Raw genomic sequence first — 16,646 nt, forward strand, 5'->3', positions numbered from 1 at the left:
TTGTGTGATTTTGGAAAAAATGAAAAAAGGAAGGTATTATATGTCTGAATCGGTTCTTAAGGTTCAATCCTTAACTAAAAAAATTGGAAAAGCAACCATTGTAGACAATGTCAGCTTTGAAATAAAAAGTAATGAAATATTTGGTTTGCTTGGTCCGAATGGAGCTGGTAAGACCACGATCATCCGTATGATAACAGGTCTCATCAATCGTACGGGCGGTACTGTCATGATCAATGGCAGTGACCTCGATAATGATTTCGAAGGTGCGATGAATCAATTGGGGGCCATTGTTGAAAACCCGGAGTTTTATAAGTATATGACAGGCAGAAAGAATATCCTGCATTATGCCCGAATGTCATCCAATGACATCTCCAATGAGAGAATAGAAGAGGTCATAAAGCTTGTCAAACTGGATCATGCCATCGATAAGAAGGTTAAAACATATTCATTAGGGATGCGTCAGCGCCTTGGCGTGGCACAGGCGATTTTACATAAACCGTCGTTATTGATTTTTGATGAACCGACGAATGGCTTGGATCCACAAGGGATTCGCGAGTTTCGTGATTATTTGAAAGTACTGGCGAGTGAAGGTGTCGGGATATTGATTTCATCACATTTACTATCGGAAATGCAATTGATGTGTGATAGTTTTGCCGTTATCGAAAAGGGAAAACTGATACATACGAAAGAACATATATTAGATGAAAAAACAGAAACGATCAATGAAGTTTCATTCACTGTCAGCGATGGGAAGCTAGCTAAAAAAATCCTTCAAGAACACTTTGTGGATATTACGATTTTAAAATATGATGCGAAGACAATCTCCGTATCGGCCACACGTGAACAAACGGCAGATATAAACAGGAGTTTTAATGGAAATCAACTGGATGTCTATGAAATTGGCATTACTAGAAAATCGCTGGAAGATAAATTCTTTGAAATCACTGAGCAGGAAATGAGGGAGTCTATATGATGTCCTTAATAAAAAATGAATGGATGAAAATCTTTTCAAAAGTATCAACTTATATATTCATCGCTTTTCTTTTATTGGCAGCATTAGGGGCTGCAGTCATCGATTATAAACTAAGTCCCGAAGAATCGGGTAAAGATTGGAAGCAAGAGTTAAAGGCAGATATACAAGAACAGCAAAAGGCTTTGGAAGCCAAGGAAATCAGTGAAGAAGAAAAAGCCGCAATCATGGGCGATATCGATTTCAACAAGCAACTGTTGGCAGATAATATAAACCCTGACTTAAACACGAATTGGACCTATATGGCAGAATGGACTAAATCATTAACATCATTTGTCACTTTATTCGTCGTTATTGTTTGCAGCTCGCTAGTTTCCTCGGAATTTTCGGATGGCACCATTAAACAACTGTTGATCAGGCCTTATAAACGTTGGAAGATCCTGCTTTCCAAATATATTACTTCCCTGCTATTTGCAGCGTTATTACTTGCGAGCCTACTTATATTCAGTTATCTAATCGGAATCATATTCTTTGGCAATGGCTCGTATTCAGACAAAATCATGGATCCAGCATCTTTCGGTGAATTCAGTCCGGTAGTGGTCGGCGAATATTTCGTAGACATGATCGTTTACTGGATACCAGGATTCTTGGTCATCACGACCATCGCTTTCATGTTAAGCACATTATTTAAAAACCAAGCACTTGCAGTAGGTATATCCATTTTCATCCTATTTGCTTCTTCCACATTAAATATGGTCATTCAATCATTCATCGGCAAATACGAGTGGTTAAAATTCGTCTTATTCCCCCACCTAGATTTAAGGGGCTATATTTCCGGAACCATAGAAATGTTCGATGGAGCTACACTTGGATTTTCAATGGGTGTACTCGGCATCTATTATCTTATCTTTTTAGCGCTAACTTTCTTCTTCTTCCAGAAAAAAGATATCACTAATTAAATAGAAGGAAAAACCGAAATCAGTGGCTGATTTCGGTTTTCTTATGCAACAGGATGTTGAATCTGGAATAAAGTGAAACTTCACCTAAATTTATCCGTATAAGTTAATATGAGGATATTTATTTGGGTATCGGGGTGTAAAATGAATAAAAATAAGGTTCTATTAATTGGACTTATAGGTTTTTCTTTATTTCTTATAGGCATGATCATATCACAATGGACAGTTGCTGGCGTAGTGATCGGGATAGGCGGAGGACTCATAATGGGGATCAGTTCCTACCTGTTTGCAAGTTAGTGCCTACATATGTACAATACACTATTTAATTGCGGCCTACGCCGGAAAAATTCTATAGAGATGGAGCAGCTTTAAAGATGGGGAAAATGCATTATAAACGAAAGTTAGTCATTGTATTTATAATTATTGGAACAGCATTAGGGTTCTATGTGTACTCGGCATTCTCCGAAAAATTGACAAAATCAACAGATTTGTCTGATGAATCCATCGGGGGATTTAAAGTTTTGGATAACATATCGAGTCCAGAATTTATTAGGGAATATGGAGAACCCATCGATCAAGATAATAATAATACATATGATTATTATTATTGGAAAGGCGGGTTAAAAACGGCATCTATCAATACAGACGAGAATAAAGGGAAAATTATGCGGTTAATCATTTCAAGTACGGACGACGATCTATTTGAAAACTCCCTTCAAACAAGCAAAGGTATTAAATTAGGTAGTAAGAAAGCGGACGTTCTTAAGAAGTACGGAGATCATTATTATAAAAGTTATGAACAGGGAGCGGATATTATCGGCTACATTGACCATAAACGGAATATTACTTTAGAATTTTGGTGTGTTCCAGGTGGAAGGGTTGCAGAAATACGATTGGATGATGCAGATGTCATTTAAGTTTTTTCACCAGCGTCCCTGATTATCGGTTTTAGCTTTTTAAGTAAATAAGAAAGAGATGCGATAAAGAATATGTTCATAAAAAATTTCATCTATCATTACATCATTTATCCGATCATATTTGTTGGGGTATATGCATTATTTGCTATTTTTAAGCTTGATGATACCCCCGTCCCTATAAGTGATGCTATGCATATGATTTTAATCTATTATTTTGCAATTAGTGTGTATCATGCTTTGCCTACTTTAAGGTTTAAGGGGAAATAACAAAGGGGACAAATTTCCATTTTTTTCTGAAACCATTTATTACTTTATCCGTATATTTCATTATGTACGATGCTGCACCGGTATAGACATTTATCATTTTTGTAGATTGGGAGATGAAGGATCATGAACGAAAAGGGTTGCATGAAATGCGGAAGCAATGATGCTGCTGAAAAGGACGTAGCCATGACAGGAACAGGATTGTCAAAAATGTTCGATGTCCAGAATAATCAATTTACGGTTGTTTATTGCAAGAATTGCGGTTATTCGGAGTTTTATAATAAGCAATCATCGGCCGGCAGTAATCTGCTGGATCTATTCTTCGGATGATCACTGCACGAAAAGAATCCCCTTTTACATGAAAAGGGGATTCTTGTTTTTTCATAATGTCAGCTCATTACCCGAAGAAATGGTCTTGAACGACCCTTGAAAATTCCTTGGCTGCTGGTGAAAGGTGTTTAGACGACTTCATGACCAATCCAATCTCCCGGGAAAGTTCCGGATTCAAGGGCAGGCTTGTTATCCGTTCCGGTTTTTCCGGTATAGCCAGGTCGGGCATTATCGTGATGCCTAATTTTCCTGCTACCATTGATAGCACCGTTTGATTGTCTTTAATGTCGTATGAAATATTTGGTTTTAGCTTGGCTTCAAGGAATCTATCTTCTATGAGTGTTTCACAGCCGGATCGCAGCATGATGAATGGTTCATCAACGAAGTCCTCAAGGTTAATTGCGGTTCTCCCTGAAAGGGGATGACTTTCGTATACGACAGCTGATAAAGGATCAGTTAGCAGATGGATGAATTCCGCGTTCTTAACTGGCTTGGCCGCAAAGCCGATGTCCACTGTTCCTTCTTCTATCCACTTTAAGATTTCATCATATCCTCCTTCATGAATCAGCAATTCGATATTAGGATATTTTTCTTTAAAGGCAGAGAATAGCTGCGGTATGAATCTGGCAGTGAAGCTTGGAAAACTGCCGATCGTTATTTTCCCGATTTCCATTCCATTTACAGCAGCAATCTTTTGTTCGATATGTGCAACGTTGGCAGCGATGGCCCGCATATGTGGAATTACCTGATCTCCCGCAGTCGTGAGTGTTATACCTTTTCGATCACGCTTTAATAAAGTCACACCAAGCTCCGTTTCAAGCGCTGTAATGTTATGGCTCACCCCTGATTGAGTCAGTCCGATCCGGTCTCCCGCTTTCGTAAAACTTCCATGTTCAACAACATGTAAAAAGACTTCCAGCTGAAAAAAATTCAAATGCCCCACACCTTTCTTCTGATTGATTATACATGAGAAACTCTAATCTAAGTAATGAAAAACATTCATTTTACTTATGGTATGGTCGAGAATACAATAAAATTATATAAATAAAATACGAATGGGTGATGGAAAAATGATGAAACGGAAATACGAGCAAATTTTTTCACCGTACACGCTTTCGAATGGAACGGTTCTTAAAAACAGGATTGTAGTTGCGCCCATGACCACTTATTCCGGTCAAGAGGATGGCTTGGTTTCTGACGAGGAATTAGCTTACTATAAAAGAAGAGCAGATGGACCTGCCATGTTCATTACTGCTGCTGCAGCCATTTCCCCTGTAGCGACAAGCTTTCCCCGGCAAATGAAAGTATATGATGAACAAAGCATCGTTGGACTCACACAGCTTTCAAAAACAATCAAATCAAAAGGCGCAAAAGTCATTCTCCAGCTTCATCATGGCGGAAGCGAGAGCCTTCCAAGCTATACAGGCGGAGAAAAAATGGTTAGTCCGAGTGGCATCATTGCAAGCGTTTATAAAGAAATGGGCGGGGAATACATTCCAAGGACAATGAGCCACAGTGAGATTCTATCCACTATTCAAGACTTTGGAAGAGCCACCCGCCATGCCATTCGTTCAGGATTCGACGGTGTGGAAATCCATGGTGCGAATGGATATCTCCTTCAGCAGTTTTTCTCACCCCACTCTAACAGACGGAGAGATCATTGGGGAGGGAGTTTGGACAATAGAATGCATTTTCCACTTGCCGTCATCGCGGAGGTGAAGCGAATCCGTGATCTATACGCAGACAAGGAATTCATTATTGGGTATCGCTTCTCCCCCGAAGAACCGGAAGAAGGCGGATTGAAAATGGATGACACAGCTGCATTGGTGGATAAATTGGCAAGTCAAGAGCTTTCCTATTTACATCTTTCTGTTAAAAATGTCTGGTCCATTCCTAGAAGCGGATTGAAAAGGGGAATATCAAGGACCGAAATCATCCGCGATATCATTGCAGGCAGGACCAGTTTCATATCACTTGGATCGATTCATACTCCAGAGGAAGCAAATGCTGTGCTTGAGAAAAATATACCGCTTTTCGCATTAGGAAGAGAATTACTGATGGAACCGGACTGGGCCACGAAAATAAAGGAAGGCAGGGAAGACGAGATCATGACGGCCTTGCAGCGCGATAGTAAGTGTACATTAATGATTCCAGATCAAATGTGGGAGAATATCATCACTCGTGACGGCATGCCTGAGAAATGATAACATAATGTAAAAAATGGGAATTATATGAGGGGAATTAAATGAATAAAATAGCACTTCTTCAACTGTCTCTAGCTATGACAATCTTTGGTTCTGTCGGTTTCTTTTCAGAGCTATCAGGACTTCCTGCATTGGAACTGGTTTTTGTTCGCTGCATTTGTGCTGCCGTATTCTTATGTGCAGCATGGATGATTACAGGACATTTCAAGAACGAAATATGGAATTCAAGAGAGGTAATGCTCATCATTTTCTGCGCAGTGGCCAACTTGTTAAACTGGATATTCCTCTTTAAATCTTTCGAACTGATATCCGTGACAATTGCCATTTCGCTCTATCATTTAGCTCCGATCATTGTACTCATCATAGGGAGCTTCATCTTTAGGGAGAAAATGAATTTATTCTCCATCCTGGCCATTTCACTTTGCTTCATTGGCACATTATTCATTATGGGAACTGATGGATTTCGATCATCAACTCCTGAATGGGAAGGGATCATTTATGGGATAATTGCTGCATTTTTCTATGCGGCAACCATGCTTTTAGGAAAGAGCATTACAAAGACCAGTGTATACGCGACCACTTTTCTGCAAATGTTCATTGGATTTCTATTACTGATTCCATTTGTCGATTTTTCAGTATACACAACGCTAAAATCTTCCGAATGGTTTTATACGGTACTTACTGGCATCATCCATACAGGCGTCGTGTATCTTCTATTTTTTAATAGTATTCGCCATCTGCCTACAAATGTAGTATCTTTCATGATTTTTGTAGATCCGGCAGTTGCCATCCTTTTGGATATTCTGCTTTCAGGCTTTCAACCGGACAGGATTCAAATCTTGGGCATTACATTGATATTTATTGGGGTGCTCTATTCACTTAAGACGACAAGACCGACTGAAAATGATGTCATGCAAAAAAGGCCGCACACAATGTGAGGCCTTTTTCCTTTATGGTTTTTCTATTTACCTATTGATTAAAATGATATACATCCCAAATGTCAGGGGTTTCTGATCCAATGTACCAAGCAGATACACCGCCTAGATGATTTTGTTTTACCAGGTCAATTCGGAGCTTCATCGATTTTTTATCTTCTACCCATATTTGATGCTTTTCCCCTTTGGAAGTATACTCCACGTAATTTTGTTGAGTCTTTTTATCCCATACCTTTTTAAGTTTATGAGATGAAATGATTTTGTTGACCTCAGCCATGGTACGGTCGTGGCTTTTCACTTTTTTGGTCGATAAATCGGTTACCCATTCTCTCGTATAAAATGGAACAGCCAAAATGATCTTATGGGCAGGTACTTCTTTCATTAAAAGCTTAGTTCCTTCTTTGATCCAAGGCAACGAGGAAACGGACCCGGCTACTGGGCTTCCTCCCCAATGCTCGTCATAACCCATTATGATTATATAGTCTGCTATTTTGCCAAGAGCTTTCCTATCCAGGCTTTTTGACCAAAAAGGGTCCTCATTTTCCCGGGTGACATCCACGGATACTTTAATTCCATGCGGTTTTAGTGCTTTTTTAAGTTCGCCTATGAAAAGTACAAAGTCCTTCTTGTTTTTTGGATCGATGTTTTCAAAATCCACATTTATTCCATCACTTTTAGTTTTAACAAGTGAATCACGTAAAGCTGAAACTAATTTCTGGCGTTTTTTTGTACTGCCTAATATTGAACCAGTTAAAACAGGGTCAAATTGATTACCGATAAGCTGCCAAACTTGTTTTCCTTGTTTATGGGCGTTTTGGACGAATTTTGCATCCGCAGAAATGGAAACGAAATTACCGGTATCCTTCAGCGTATAGGAACGGGGAGATACTACATTTAAATTAGGTTGTTTAATTTGTTGGGTGTAGTTTTCTTTCGATCCATTATGCGTCCAGCCCATGACGATAGGTTTTTGCGCCTTTTTTTGAAGCTGGGATATCTTTATCCATCCCTTTTTACCACCAAGCGATTGAACCTGGTAGTAATACTCCGGAATCTTCAATTTTTGGCCAACTTTAAGGGTAACCGTATGTAAGTTATTTAATTTCGTCAAATCACTGGCGGTTACCTTATATTTAGAAGAAATCTTCCATAATGTATCTCCTGATACAACCTTATAGATCTTATATTTCTGGGGAATCTTCAGGTTCTGGCCAACGATAATTTCGGAAGAAGTTAATTTATTTTCTTTTTGTAGCTCACTTACTGAAACACCATATTGATTTGCCACTTTCCATAATGTGTTTCCAGTCTTTACTTTATGAATGATAGGGCCCGCGGAATCCCCAACGGAAGAAGAAATGATGGGAAACTCCTCGCCCTTCTTTAAGGTCTTTAATAGAGTGGAACCTAATTTAGGAGAACTGAAAACTTTTGTATTGTCCGCTTTAACAGAACCTATGTATTGGGTTTTACCTGATGATTCACCACTGGTTGGAAAGAGACATATACAAAGAAGGCACAACATAATAAAACATCCAATGATTTTTTTCACAATTATTTTATTCCCCTTTGTAAAATTTAACTTTACTAGTTTACTATGGAGAATCGCTATAAAATAGAGGTACATTGTGGAAAGGCCCGATATAGAAGAAATTAGGGATATTACGATTAGGGCGAATAGTATCGTTTGTAGGTCGGATTAATCCGTGCGTGGGCCGAATCATTTCGTTGTAGGTCGAATTAATCCGTGCGTAGGTCGAATTAATTCGTGTGAATGAATTATTTCGCTGAAGGACGGTATATTCCAAATGAAGGACAATTAATTCGTTAATCTAGTCCATATAAGAAAAAGGGGAGATTTTATATGTCACATTTTGCATTACAGTTTTATGATTTTAACGTATGGGCAAATAAACAGATTTTCAACCGCTTAAAAGAGCTTCCAAAGGATGTTTACCATCAAGAAGTTCAAAGTGTGTTTTCATCGGTATCGAGTGTAATGGCCCATGTGTATCTTTCCGATCTGGGGTGGGTGGAGGTTTTTTCCGGTAAAAGCATGAACCATGCATTGGAGCTGGCTGAACAACTAAAAGCACAAACAGAGTCAAAGGAATTAGAGGAAATGGAGGCAATGTTTTTTGAGTTGTCCGGTCGGTACAAATCGCTGCTTAGCCAAAAAGAAAATTTAGATAAGCCTCTTATAATTGAGAATCCAACTGGCGGCCAAATGAAAACAAGTTTAGCCGAATTGGTACCGCATGTCGTGAATCATGGAACATATCACCGTGGCAATATCACAGCCATGTTGCGCCAAATGGGTTATGCCTCTACTTCGACGGATTACGGTCTTTATTTATTTTTAAAAGGAGAGTAACTGGATTTCATTTGCTTGCTGCTGGGACTGTACGCCTGACATTGAAAAATTGACAGTCCTGTTCTTAAAGTACCTGTCATTTTGAAGATAATGAAATCCTATACATGTGAATAGGTCAACCGGTTTTTACTGGTTGGCCTTTTTTACGTTTGCAGCTGGAAATGTCTTGTACATGACATTTGTCATCTTCTAGTCATGACACCTGGTACTAATAATTTCAGGTTGATTTCTTTATACTAAGAAATAACGACAAATAAAAGGAAGTGCATTTGATTAATGAGCTTGCAAAATACGAAAAACTTGAGAAAACAAATTGCTCCTTTTGAACAATCCACGACAAAGCAAAGTATATGGCAGATCATCAATACCTTGGGGCCGTTCATTATTTTATGGTACCTAGCATATATAAGTCTTTCCGTTTCTTATTGGTTAGCTTTAATTCCAGCTGTAATTGCTGCTGGCTTCTTGACAAGAATATTCATTATTTTCCATGATTGTACGCATCATTCATTTTTCAAAAACCGCCGTGCGAATAGAATAGTCGGTACGATCATGGGTGTTTTGACTTTATTCCCGTATGATCAGTGGGGGCATGAGCATTCTGTGCATCACGCGACAAGCGGTAATTTGGATAAGCGGGGTACAGGGGATATTTGGACCCTTACTGTCGATGAGTATTTGGCTGCACCGCTTAAACTTCGTTTTGCCTATCGTTTTTATCGCAATCCATTGGTTATGTTTGGTTTGGGACCAATTTATGTTTTCCTTCTTAAAAACAGATTTAACCGTAAAGGTGCTAGAAAGAAGGAAAAAATGAATACGTATTTGACGAATGTAATAATCGTCGCTTTAGCGGCATTGCTTTGCCTGGCAGTAGGCTGGCAGTCGTTCCTTCTGGTACAAGGTTCCATCTTCATGATTTCTGGTTCAGTCGGCATTTGGCTGTTTTACGTCCAGCATACCTTTGAGGACTCTTATTTTGAAGAAAATGAAGAGTGGGAATATGTTTTGGCGGCAGTGGAAGGAAGTTCTTTTTATAAGCTTCCAAAACTGATGCAGTTCCTTACTGGTAATATCGGTTACCATCATGTTCACCATTTAAGTCCAAGGGTACCTAACTATAAATTGGAAATGGCGCACAATAATACGCAGCCTTTAGAGAACGTTCCAACGATTACTCTTGCGACAAGCTTGCGTTCACTCCGTTTCCGTTTATGGGATGAGGAATCCAAGAATTTTATTAGCTTCAAAGACATTAAATATTTAACGAAAAAAAGTGTTCCCGTTCAAGTGAAATCTGAACTGTAACGTTCATGTATCATTCAAGACTCCCTTAATAATCCTTGGATTTGGGGGAGTCTTTGCTTTATATAACGAACTCGATAAAGGGGAGAACTTAAAATGATTCGAATTGTCATTGCAGAGAATCAGCAAATGCTGTTAGAGGCAATAAGTTCTCTACTCAATTTTGAAGAAGATATAGAAATTGTCGGGCAAGCCGGTAATGGAGAAGAAGCGATGGCCCTAGTACACCAATTACAGCCTGATGTGTGTATCATGGATATGGAGATGCCTGTAATGAGCGGACTTGAGGCAGCGGAAGCATTAAAGTCATTTGAATGCAAAGTGGTCATACTAACGACATTTCGAAGGACTGGTCATTTTCAACTCGCATTAAAAGCAAATGTATGTGGTTATTTATTGAAGGATAGCCCTGGTGAAGAGTTAGCCTGCTCGATTCGCAGCATAATGGAGGGCAAGCGAATATACTCGCCCGAACTGATTGATGAGTCTTCCAGCAATAATGTCCGCGAAATGGGAGTGTTAGGGCTGTTAGCCGATGGTCAATCCGCAATTGAGCCGTCTAATCAGCAAAGCGGCACAATTGGGACAGTAAGGAAATATTTTTCCACCATCAAGGATAAAATGAAGTTACCGGCTGGTTAGGATTTGTTTCTAAATCCTGTTGACACGGTTTTTTAAATTGTGTACGATGGATTAAATTATAATATTGAAAATTCTGTGATGAAGAGAGTAGTTCATTTGAAATGGCAAGCGAGTTAGGGATGGTGGGAGCCTAATGCAGGACGGATGAATGAAGCGCACTTTGGAGAAATTTCTTGAACGTTTAGTAGGGAACATCGGGGAGTCACCTCGTTAACAATGGAAAGTGGTCACAATTTGTGGCAACTAGAGTGGTACCACGGGAATTCATGCTCTCGTCTCTTATTTAGAGGCGGGGGCTTTTTTGTTTAGGAGGGAAAATGACGATGAATAAACCAATTGCAGAATTGATTTCAACTGCTTTGAACAATGAAATGCAAGCAAGTGAAATAGAAAAATTAATGGAAAAGCCAAAATTGATGGAGTTAGGTGATATTGCCTTTCCATGCTTTACGCTAGCAAAAAAATTCAAAAAATCGCCTCAGGTGATTGCGTCTGGAATAGCCGAACAATTAAACAGTAACTTGATTCATGAAGTGAACGTAGTGGGTGGTTATCTGAATATCTTCGTCAATCAACAGATGGTGACGGAAAACGTGCTGCAAACAATATTAAGGGAAAAGGATCATTATGGTTCGATGCAGCCTGTACAGGAAAATGTCGTGATTGATTATTCCTCACCGAATATTGCCAAGCCTTTTTCGATGGGGCACTTACGCTCAACGGTCATAGGGAATGCACTGGCTAACATCGCCGAAAAAAATGGCTACAATTCCGTACGCATTAATCATTTAGGAGATTGGGGCACTCAATTCGGCAAGTTGATTGTCGCGTATAAGCTGTGGGGCGAAAAAGAGGCAATCGAAGCTTCGCCGATTCAGGAATTATTGAAAATCTATGTGAAGTTCCATGAAAAAGCGGAAAGTGATGAATCGTTGAATGAGCAAGCACGCGCAAGCTTCAAGTCGCTTGAAGATGGGGACGAGGAAGCACTGGCACTGTGGAAATGGTTCAGGGATGCGTCTCTAAAAGAATTTGAGACGATTTATGATTTATTGGGCATCCGTTTTGATTCCTATGCAGGCGAAGCGTTTTACAATGACAAAATGGATGCGGTTGTCGGGGAACTTAAAGAAAAAGGCTTACTTACCCTATCCGAAGGTGCCTATGTCGTGCAATTGGAAGATATGCCGCCTTGTTTGATTACGAAAACGGATGGTGCAACACTTTATGCTACGCGTGATTTAGCTGCCGCCATGTATCGTAAAAAACAGTATGAGGCGAAGAAAACATTTTATGTTGTCGGAAACGAACAATCCCTGCACTTTAAACAACTCTTTAACGTCATTGGAAAAATGGGCTATGATTGGTCAAAAGACTTACAGCACGTAGCATTTGGCATGATGTTAAAAGACGGTAAGAAAATGTCGACACGTAAAGGGAAAGTCGTGCTGCTTGCGGATGTATTGGCAGAGGCGATCGAAACTGCGAAGCGCAATATTGAAGAAAAAAATCAAGCGCTTGAACAGAAAGAACTGGTTGCAAGACAGGTCGGTGTCGGAGCGGTAATCTTTAATGATCTAAAAAATAACCGCATGAATGATATTGATTTTTCATTAGAGCAAATGATGAATTTTGAGGGAGAAACGGGACCATATGTACAGTACACATTTGCGCGAATTTCCTCATTGCTTGAAAAAGGTGAATTTAAAGAGCAGGCCATCACTTTTGACGCATTAGGAGAATATGCGTGGCCAGTCATCCAGCTGCTGGAGCAATACCCGAGCATTGTCCAAAAATCATTTGAACAAGCCGACCCATCACAAATCGCGAAATTCAGCTTGCATTTATCGCGTGCATTCAATAAGTATTATGCACATACGAAAATCCTAGTTGAAGATGAATGGAAACAAATGAAGCTTTCATTCGCTTTTTCCGTAGCGATTGTATTAAAGGATGCGCTAAGTCTATTGGGAATTTCAGCGCCTAATAAAATGTAAAGTTAAAATGAAAGAATCCATTTTGAACTTTCATAATGGATTCTTTCAAACCTTACTCGATGACATCGAACCATAATGGGGATTTATCATCAATTTCACCGTTGTAATTGATCGTGATTTCCTCGCCAGCCTTTATGTCTTTATGCGCATAAAAGTCTATCGTTAAATCTTCTAAATTATTGTCATACGCCGCATTCGGAGTGTATGAATGATTGAATAGCGATCCATTTCCTAAGGCAATGGCCGTTTCATCGTCATCTCCCCAATAGAAACAGTGATGAAAGAGGGAAGTTTTCTTTAAATATTTCCATTCGCTTTTCGGTGAAATGATGACAGGTGATGCCTCGATGAGTTCATCCTTTTTAATATCCCTTACCGCATATATTCCTCTGCCATATTTCCCCGTATTTTTAATGCAGATTGGTGACATGGCCTCAATTGCTTTTTTCCATTCCTGTTTGGCTTTCAGTTTGGTTTCATCTAGGTCACCAAGATGCTTATTTAAGTAATCACTGCGATTGCGAATGAATTCGAATATGAATTCCGGTTCCTTGTCGAATAGATCCACCTTATTCTTTTTATATGGATCAAGAAGGATGTGCGGGCGTATCGCCTGGTGCAGTGATAATACTTTATTTTCCATATGATTTACCGTAAATGTGGTTTCCAATTGTTCAACCAAGAGGTCTTTGTAGAACTTACGGTATTCCGGAACCTGCAAGAGAAGATGACTAAGGTGATTTGTCCTTTTTCCTCCAATAGGGACGTATGTGTGCTCCATGATCCCGCCACTGACTTTGCGTCCCCAAGTGGCATCATAATCCCAAGGAATGATTTCAAATAATTTTGTTTCACTATTGCGATATAATGCATAGTTATGAGTGAAACCGTCATTATTCATTGTACATACAGCTCCAGCCAGCCAGCGTAAGTATTTATGGATATCAAGATGCTGCGAGACTTCTTCAGGAAATTTGGCAAGAGGGGTGGTATTGATTTTTTTGATCATTTCAATAAGGTATTCATCGTCGGAAGGTTTTCCAAAAGCTTGTTTATAGCCTGATACAAGGGATTCTTTTGATTTCCCATCCCTTTCCAATGAAAAGTTGGCATGATTGTTTACTGCATAATAAATGGGGCCGGCAGGAAGTCCTCTTTTTTCTAAAAAGAATTCATCAACGGACTCCAGTTGTAAATATACCCCTTTACAAGAGCCGTTACGGTATAAGTCAATATGCTGGCTATGGGGGGAAAGAACTCCAAGATCTTGGAAGTAATCGAGTGAGAGTTTATTGCGAATGAGGGAAGGATCTTTGTATTCGGCATTGAGATGGATTTTGTGGGCGCCAAAGAAGCTTTCTGGCTCGATGAAATCAATCCAATAGGATCTTTTCCTGAACTTTCGGGTATAAGAGCCCCGATAGGCAATATCGATATCATAAATGTCATTTTCCACTTTCAAATAGGCAGGAATGGGGTCATTACTCCATACGTCCGCACGTAAATCTTCTAGATCTTCTTCTTCTATCGTTAAGAAATAAGATGGAATATGATAAGGCATACACTCACCTTCCTTTCTTGAAGATGTATTATGGTCAAGCGCAAACATGTAATGTATGAAAAAATTCAACTTAATCAATCAGAGATTGATCAAGTTGAAGCTTTTTAGATTTAACTATTTATCTTCTTCTTTTTTTCTTTCCACGTCCAGTGGATGTACTTGAACTTGAAGTGGAAGTTGAAGTGCTACCAGTAGACTTGTGTCCAGTGGATTTATGTCCAGTAGACTTGTGTCCAGTAGACTTGTGTCCAGTGGACGTGCTGCAAGTAGATGTGCTACTGCTGCCGCTACTGCTGCCGCTACTGCTGCCGCTACTGCTGCCGCTACCGCTGCCACTGCCGCTGCCGCTGCCAGATGAGCCGCCTTTTCCTTTTTTCCCTTTCGGCATACAAACCCCTCCTTTAATAAGGTTAATTTCATGATATGCAGTATCGTACATACTTGAACATAGGTTAACAACAAACGGGCTAATAAAAATGGCGGAGAGTTTTTGCTCGGAATCGATTTGAGAAGAATATGAATAATATGGACTTATTCCAAACATAGTAATGTAAAGTGATATATGGCGGGCCCCCTTCAAGTAGGGTGCCCGCCATTTCTTATAATGAAAAATGCCCTTACTCCCAAACGGGAATAAGAGCATATACCGTGAACATGTCACGATTATAATGAATTAATAAGCCAGGCTGAATAGGGCTTTGATGTGTGATAGATAGCGTACATTACTTGCTTCTTTCATCAATGTAGCCGGAAGGCCTTTAAGGGACGTGTTATTGGCCCCAACGGTTGCCACCGCATCCTTACGGCCAAGGCTCGCAAGTGTACCTGAGTTTACAGGTGAAAATGCTTCAAGTTTCTTGCCTTCAAAGGCTGCAAATAGGTTGTAACCAACAAGCTCACCCATTTGCCAAGCATTTTGTGCAGTAGGAGCGTATGGACGGCCGCCTTCTGGAGGGAAAGCAAGTGCACTGTCCCCGACAACGAATACGTCTTTGTGGGATTTGGATTGCAAATACTCATTTACGGTTGCTTTGCCGCGGTCCACTTCAAGGCCTGATTCGCCTACGATAGGAAGAGCCGCAACTCCGCCTGTCCAAACAAGCGTATTGGCCGTTATCGTTTGTCCATCTTTCAATTCGATTTGATTGCCTTTAACGCCCGTTACAGGCAGACCTGTCAAGAACTCAACGCCGCGTGCTTCCAAGCTTGTCATCGCACGTTCGATCAAGTGATCTGGCAGGACCGGAAGGATTTTTGGACCAGCTTCTACAAGCTTGATTTTCAAGTCCTTGAAGTCCACTCCGAACTTTTTGGCGATTTTAGGGAAATGATCGACGATTTCACCGATTAACTCGACACCCGTCAAGCCGCCGCCGCCGATTACGATGGTTGCGTCCGCTTCATTATTCGTTTGTGCATATTCGCGGATGCGATCTTCGATATGTTTGTAAATCTTGTTTGCATCATTAACGGATTTCAAGACCATGCTGTTTTCCTCAAGTCCCGGAATGCCGAAGAATCCAGTTTGGCTTCCTAAAGCAACAACCAGGGCATCATAAGATAAAGTGGAACCATTGGCAAGTTTCACTTCTTTGTTATCGACTGAGAAAGACTCCACTTTGGAAATGACAAGGTCGATATCTTTACCTTTGAAAAGCTTTTCCAACGGAATGGAAACGGCCTGCTCAGAAATGGATCCGCCTGCAAGACGGTGCAATTCGGTGATGATTTGGTGCGTTGGAAATTGGTTCACCACTGTAACCTGCACTTCATCTCTTTTGTAATATTCACGTACGGATAGAGCAGATAGCAATCCTGCGTAACCTGCACCTAAGATGACGATTTGTTTTGACATAGTTAATCCCCCGTCCTTACTGATTGAAAGTTTATCAAATTATTTTTGGTTATTACGTTCTGAAGAGACCTCAAGAAAAGCTTGGGCGAAGCGGAAAAGCTTTTGAGCTTGCGGATCTTTCATCATTCTTAACAGACCAAAAAGACCGATCACATCATTATTCGCTTCTGCACGATCCTTAGCTTCGATGGCATTAGCCGCAAGACCTTTCACCGAATGGACTACAGGTGTCGCGATCTCCGAAATGGCGCTGACCGTATCATTTTTCAAAACATCATCAGTCGCAACCGATTGAGCGAAATCATAAGACTTTGTTAAAATATTCACTAACTCAGT

Annotated in this window: 17 protein-coding genes, 1 pseudogene and 1 other annotated feature; of the genes and pseudogenes, 11 read left to right on the forward strand and 7 right to left on the reverse strand. The window is 40.1% G+C overall.

What is annotated here, in order from left to right; genetic code table 11:
* The first annotated feature begins 40 nt into the window (after positions 1-40).
* The 5 genes from J7E52_RS24355 (at position 41) to J7E52_RS24375 (ending at position 3,437) form a co-directional block, all read left to right on the forward strand.
* Positions 41-973, forward strand: a complete 933-nt coding sequence (locus J7E52_RS24355) for an ABC transporter ATP-binding protein (protein ID WP_214750911.1) — start codon at positions 41-43, stop codon at positions 971-973.
* Positions 970-1,929 carry a DUF2705 family protein gene (locus tag J7E52_RS24360; RefSeq protein ID WP_214750912.1) on the forward strand — a complete coding sequence of 320 codons (960 nt, stop codon included), beginning with the start codon at positions 970-972 and terminating at the stop codon, positions 1,927-1,929. Before J7E52_RS24355 ends, J7E52_RS24360 begins: the two co-directional genes overlap by 4 nt.
* Positions 1,930-2,070: 141 nt before the next feature.
* Positions 2,071-2,223: a hypothetical protein gene (locus J7E52_RS24365; RefSeq protein ID WP_214750913.1), complete on the forward strand. Its 153-nt coding sequence runs from the start codon at positions 2,071-2,073 to the stop codon at positions 2,221-2,223.
* A gap of 77 nt (positions 2,224-2,300) precedes the next feature.
* Positions 2,301-2,843, forward strand: coding sequence for a hypothetical protein (locus J7E52_RS24370; protein ID WP_286198061.1), 543 nt, complete (start codon positions 2,301-2,303; stop codon positions 2,841-2,843).
* A 390-nt stretch (positions 2,844-3,233) separates the two neighbouring features.
* Positions 3,234-3,437, forward strand: coding sequence for a zinc ribbon domain-containing protein (locus J7E52_RS24375; RefSeq protein WP_214750914.1), 204 nt, complete (start codon positions 3,234-3,236; stop codon positions 3,435-3,437).
* Positions 3,438-3,504: 67 nt separating this feature from the next.
* On the opposite strand, the gene J7E52_RS24380 is transcribed toward J7E52_RS24375, so the two are convergent.
* Complete coding sequence (locus J7E52_RS24380) at positions 3,505-4,371, reverse strand: LysR family transcriptional regulator (protein ID WP_214750915.1); 867 nt, start codon at positions 4,369-4,371, stop codon at positions 3,505-3,507.
* A 136-nt stretch (positions 4,372-4,507) separates the two neighbouring features.
* Here J7E52_RS24380 and J7E52_RS24385 point away from each other — a divergent pair, with 136 nt between their 5' ends.
* Positions 4,508-5,641 (forward strand): NADH-dependent flavin oxidoreductase, encoded by a 1,134-nt coding sequence (locus J7E52_RS24385; RefSeq protein ID WP_214750916.1) that lies wholly within the window; start codon positions 4,508-4,510, stop codon positions 5,639-5,641.
* A gap of 41 nt (positions 5,642-5,682) precedes the next feature.
* Positions 5,683-6,579: a DMT family transporter gene (locus J7E52_RS24390; protein ID WP_214750917.1), complete on the forward strand. Its 897-nt coding sequence runs from the start codon at positions 5,683-5,685 to the stop codon at positions 6,577-6,579.
* A 31-nt stretch (positions 6,580-6,610) separates the two neighbouring features.
* On the opposite strand, the gene J7E52_RS24395 is transcribed toward J7E52_RS24390, so the two are convergent.
* Entirely contained in the window at positions 6,611-8,128 is a 1,518-nt protein-coding gene (locus J7E52_RS24395) for a LysM peptidoglycan-binding domain-containing protein (protein ID WP_309476936.1), read from the reverse strand.
* A gap of 312 nt (positions 8,129-8,440) precedes the next feature.
* Here J7E52_RS24395 and J7E52_RS24400 point away from each other — a divergent pair, with 312 nt between their 5' ends.
* The 4 genes from J7E52_RS24400 (at position 8,441) to argS (ending at position 12,894) form a co-directional block, all read left to right on the forward strand.
* Complete coding sequence (locus tag J7E52_RS24400) at positions 8,441-8,950, forward strand: DinB family protein (RefSeq protein ID WP_214750918.1); 510 nt, start codon at positions 8,441-8,443, stop codon at positions 8,948-8,950.
* A 276-nt stretch (positions 8,951-9,226) separates the two neighbouring features.
* On the forward strand, positions 9,227-10,258 hold the full coding sequence (gene desA / locus J7E52_RS24405) for a Delta(5) desaturase DesA (protein WP_214750919.1): 1,032 nt from the start codon (positions 9,227-9,229) through the stop codon (positions 10,256-10,258).
* A gap of 93 nt (positions 10,259-10,351) precedes the next feature.
* The gene (locus tag J7E52_RS24410; RefSeq protein ID WP_214750920.1) at positions 10,352-10,897 is read left to right on the forward strand and encodes a response regulator; all 546 of its coding nucleotides are present in this window, start codon (positions 10,352-10,354) and stop codon (positions 10,895-10,897) included.
* Between the two features lie 66 nt (positions 10,898-10,963).
* Positions 10,964-11,180, forward strand: a binding site (T-box leader).
* Between the two features lie 34 nt (positions 11,181-11,214).
* Positions 11,215-12,894: an arginine--tRNA ligase gene (gene argS, locus J7E52_RS24415; protein ID WP_396020313.1), complete on the forward strand. Its 1,680-nt coding sequence runs from the start codon at positions 11,215-11,217 to the stop codon at positions 12,892-12,894.
* A gap of 52 nt (positions 12,895-12,946) precedes the next feature.
* On the opposite strand, the gene J7E52_RS27160 is transcribed toward argS, so the two are convergent.
* The 5 genes and pseudogenes from J7E52_RS27160 to J7E52_RS24435 all read right to left on the reverse strand — a co-directional run.
* The gene (locus J7E52_RS27160; protein WP_286198062.1) at positions 12,947-13,324 is read right to left on the reverse strand and encodes an SET domain-containing protein; all 378 of its coding nucleotides are present in this window, start codon (positions 13,322-13,324) and stop codon (positions 12,947-12,949) included.
* A 51-nt stretch (positions 13,325-13,375) separates the two neighbouring features.
* A pseudogene (locus tag J7E52_RS24420) lies at positions 13,376-14,455 on the reverse strand (CotH kinase family protein); the annotation flags it as partial.
* A 114-nt stretch (positions 14,456-14,569) separates the two neighbouring features.
* Positions 14,570-14,875, reverse strand: a complete 306-nt coding sequence (locus tag J7E52_RS24425) for a hypothetical protein (protein ID WP_214750923.1) — start codon at positions 14,873-14,875, stop codon at positions 14,570-14,572.
* 253 nt (positions 14,876-15,128) lie between these two features.
* Positions 15,129-16,310, reverse strand: a complete 1,182-nt coding sequence (locus J7E52_RS24430; protein ID WP_214750924.1) for an NAD(P)/FAD-dependent oxidoreductase — start codon at positions 16,308-16,310, stop codon at positions 15,129-15,131.
* Between the two features lie 39 nt (positions 16,311-16,349).
* Positions 16,350-16,646 (reverse strand): DUF1641 domain-containing protein (locus tag J7E52_RS24435; protein ID WP_214750925.1); only part of this gene is annotated, 297 nt, incomplete at its 5' end.

The organism is Bacillus sp. ISL-34, from assembly GCF_018613325.1.
Taxonomy (GTDB): domain Bacteria; phylum Bacillota; class Bacilli; order Bacillales; family DSM-1321; genus Peribacillus.

Coding starts and splice junctions, on each gene's coding strand:
- J7E52_RS27160 (WP_286198062.1), bottom strand. CDS start 13,324: ATGTCACCAATCTGCATTAAAAATACGGGGAAATATGGCAGAGGAATA.
- J7E52_RS24365 (WP_214750913.1), top strand. CDS start 2,071: ATGAATAAAAATAAGGTTCTATTAATTGGACTTATAGGTTTTTCTTTA.
- J7E52_RS24385 (WP_214750916.1), top strand. CDS start 4,508: ATGATGAAACGGAAATACGAGCAAATTTTTTCACCGTACACGCTTTCG.
- J7E52_RS24370 (WP_286198061.1), top strand. CDS start 2,301: ATGGGGAAAATGCATTATAAACGAAAGTTAGTCATTGTATTTATAATT.
- J7E52_RS24410 (WP_214750920.1), top strand. CDS start 10,352: ATGATTCGAATTGTCATTGCAGAGAATCAGCAAATGCTGTTAGAGGCA.
- J7E52_RS24430 (WP_214750924.1), bottom strand. CDS start 16,310: ATGTCAAAACAAATCGTCATCTTAGGTGCAGGTTACGCAGGATTGCTA.
- J7E52_RS24375 (WP_214750914.1), top strand. CDS start 3,234: ATGAACGAAAAGGGTTGCATGAAATGCGGAAGCAATGATGCTGCTGAA.
- desA (WP_214750919.1), top strand. CDS start 9,227: ATGAGCTTGCAAAATACGAAAAACTTGAGAAAACAAATTGCTCCTTTT.
- J7E52_RS24425 (WP_214750923.1), bottom strand. CDS start 14,875: ATGAAATTAACCTTATTAAAGGAGGGGTTTGTATGCCGAAAGGGAAAA.
- J7E52_RS24400 (WP_214750918.1), top strand. CDS start 8,441: ATGTCACATTTTGCATTACAGTTTTATGATTTTAACGTATGGGCAAAT.
- J7E52_RS24355 (WP_214750911.1), top strand. CDS start 41: ATGTCTGAATCGGTTCTTAAGGTTCAATCCTTAACTAAAAAAATTGGA.
- J7E52_RS24390 (WP_214750917.1), top strand. CDS start 5,683: ATGAATAAAATAGCACTTCTTCAACTGTCTCTAGCTATGACAATCTTT.
- J7E52_RS24360 (WP_214750912.1), top strand. CDS start 970: ATGATGTCCTTAATAAAAAATGAATGGATGAAAATCTTTTCAAAAGTA.
- argS (WP_396020313.1), top strand. CDS start 11,215: ATGACGATGAATAAACCAATTGCAGAATTGATTTCAACTGCTTTGAAC.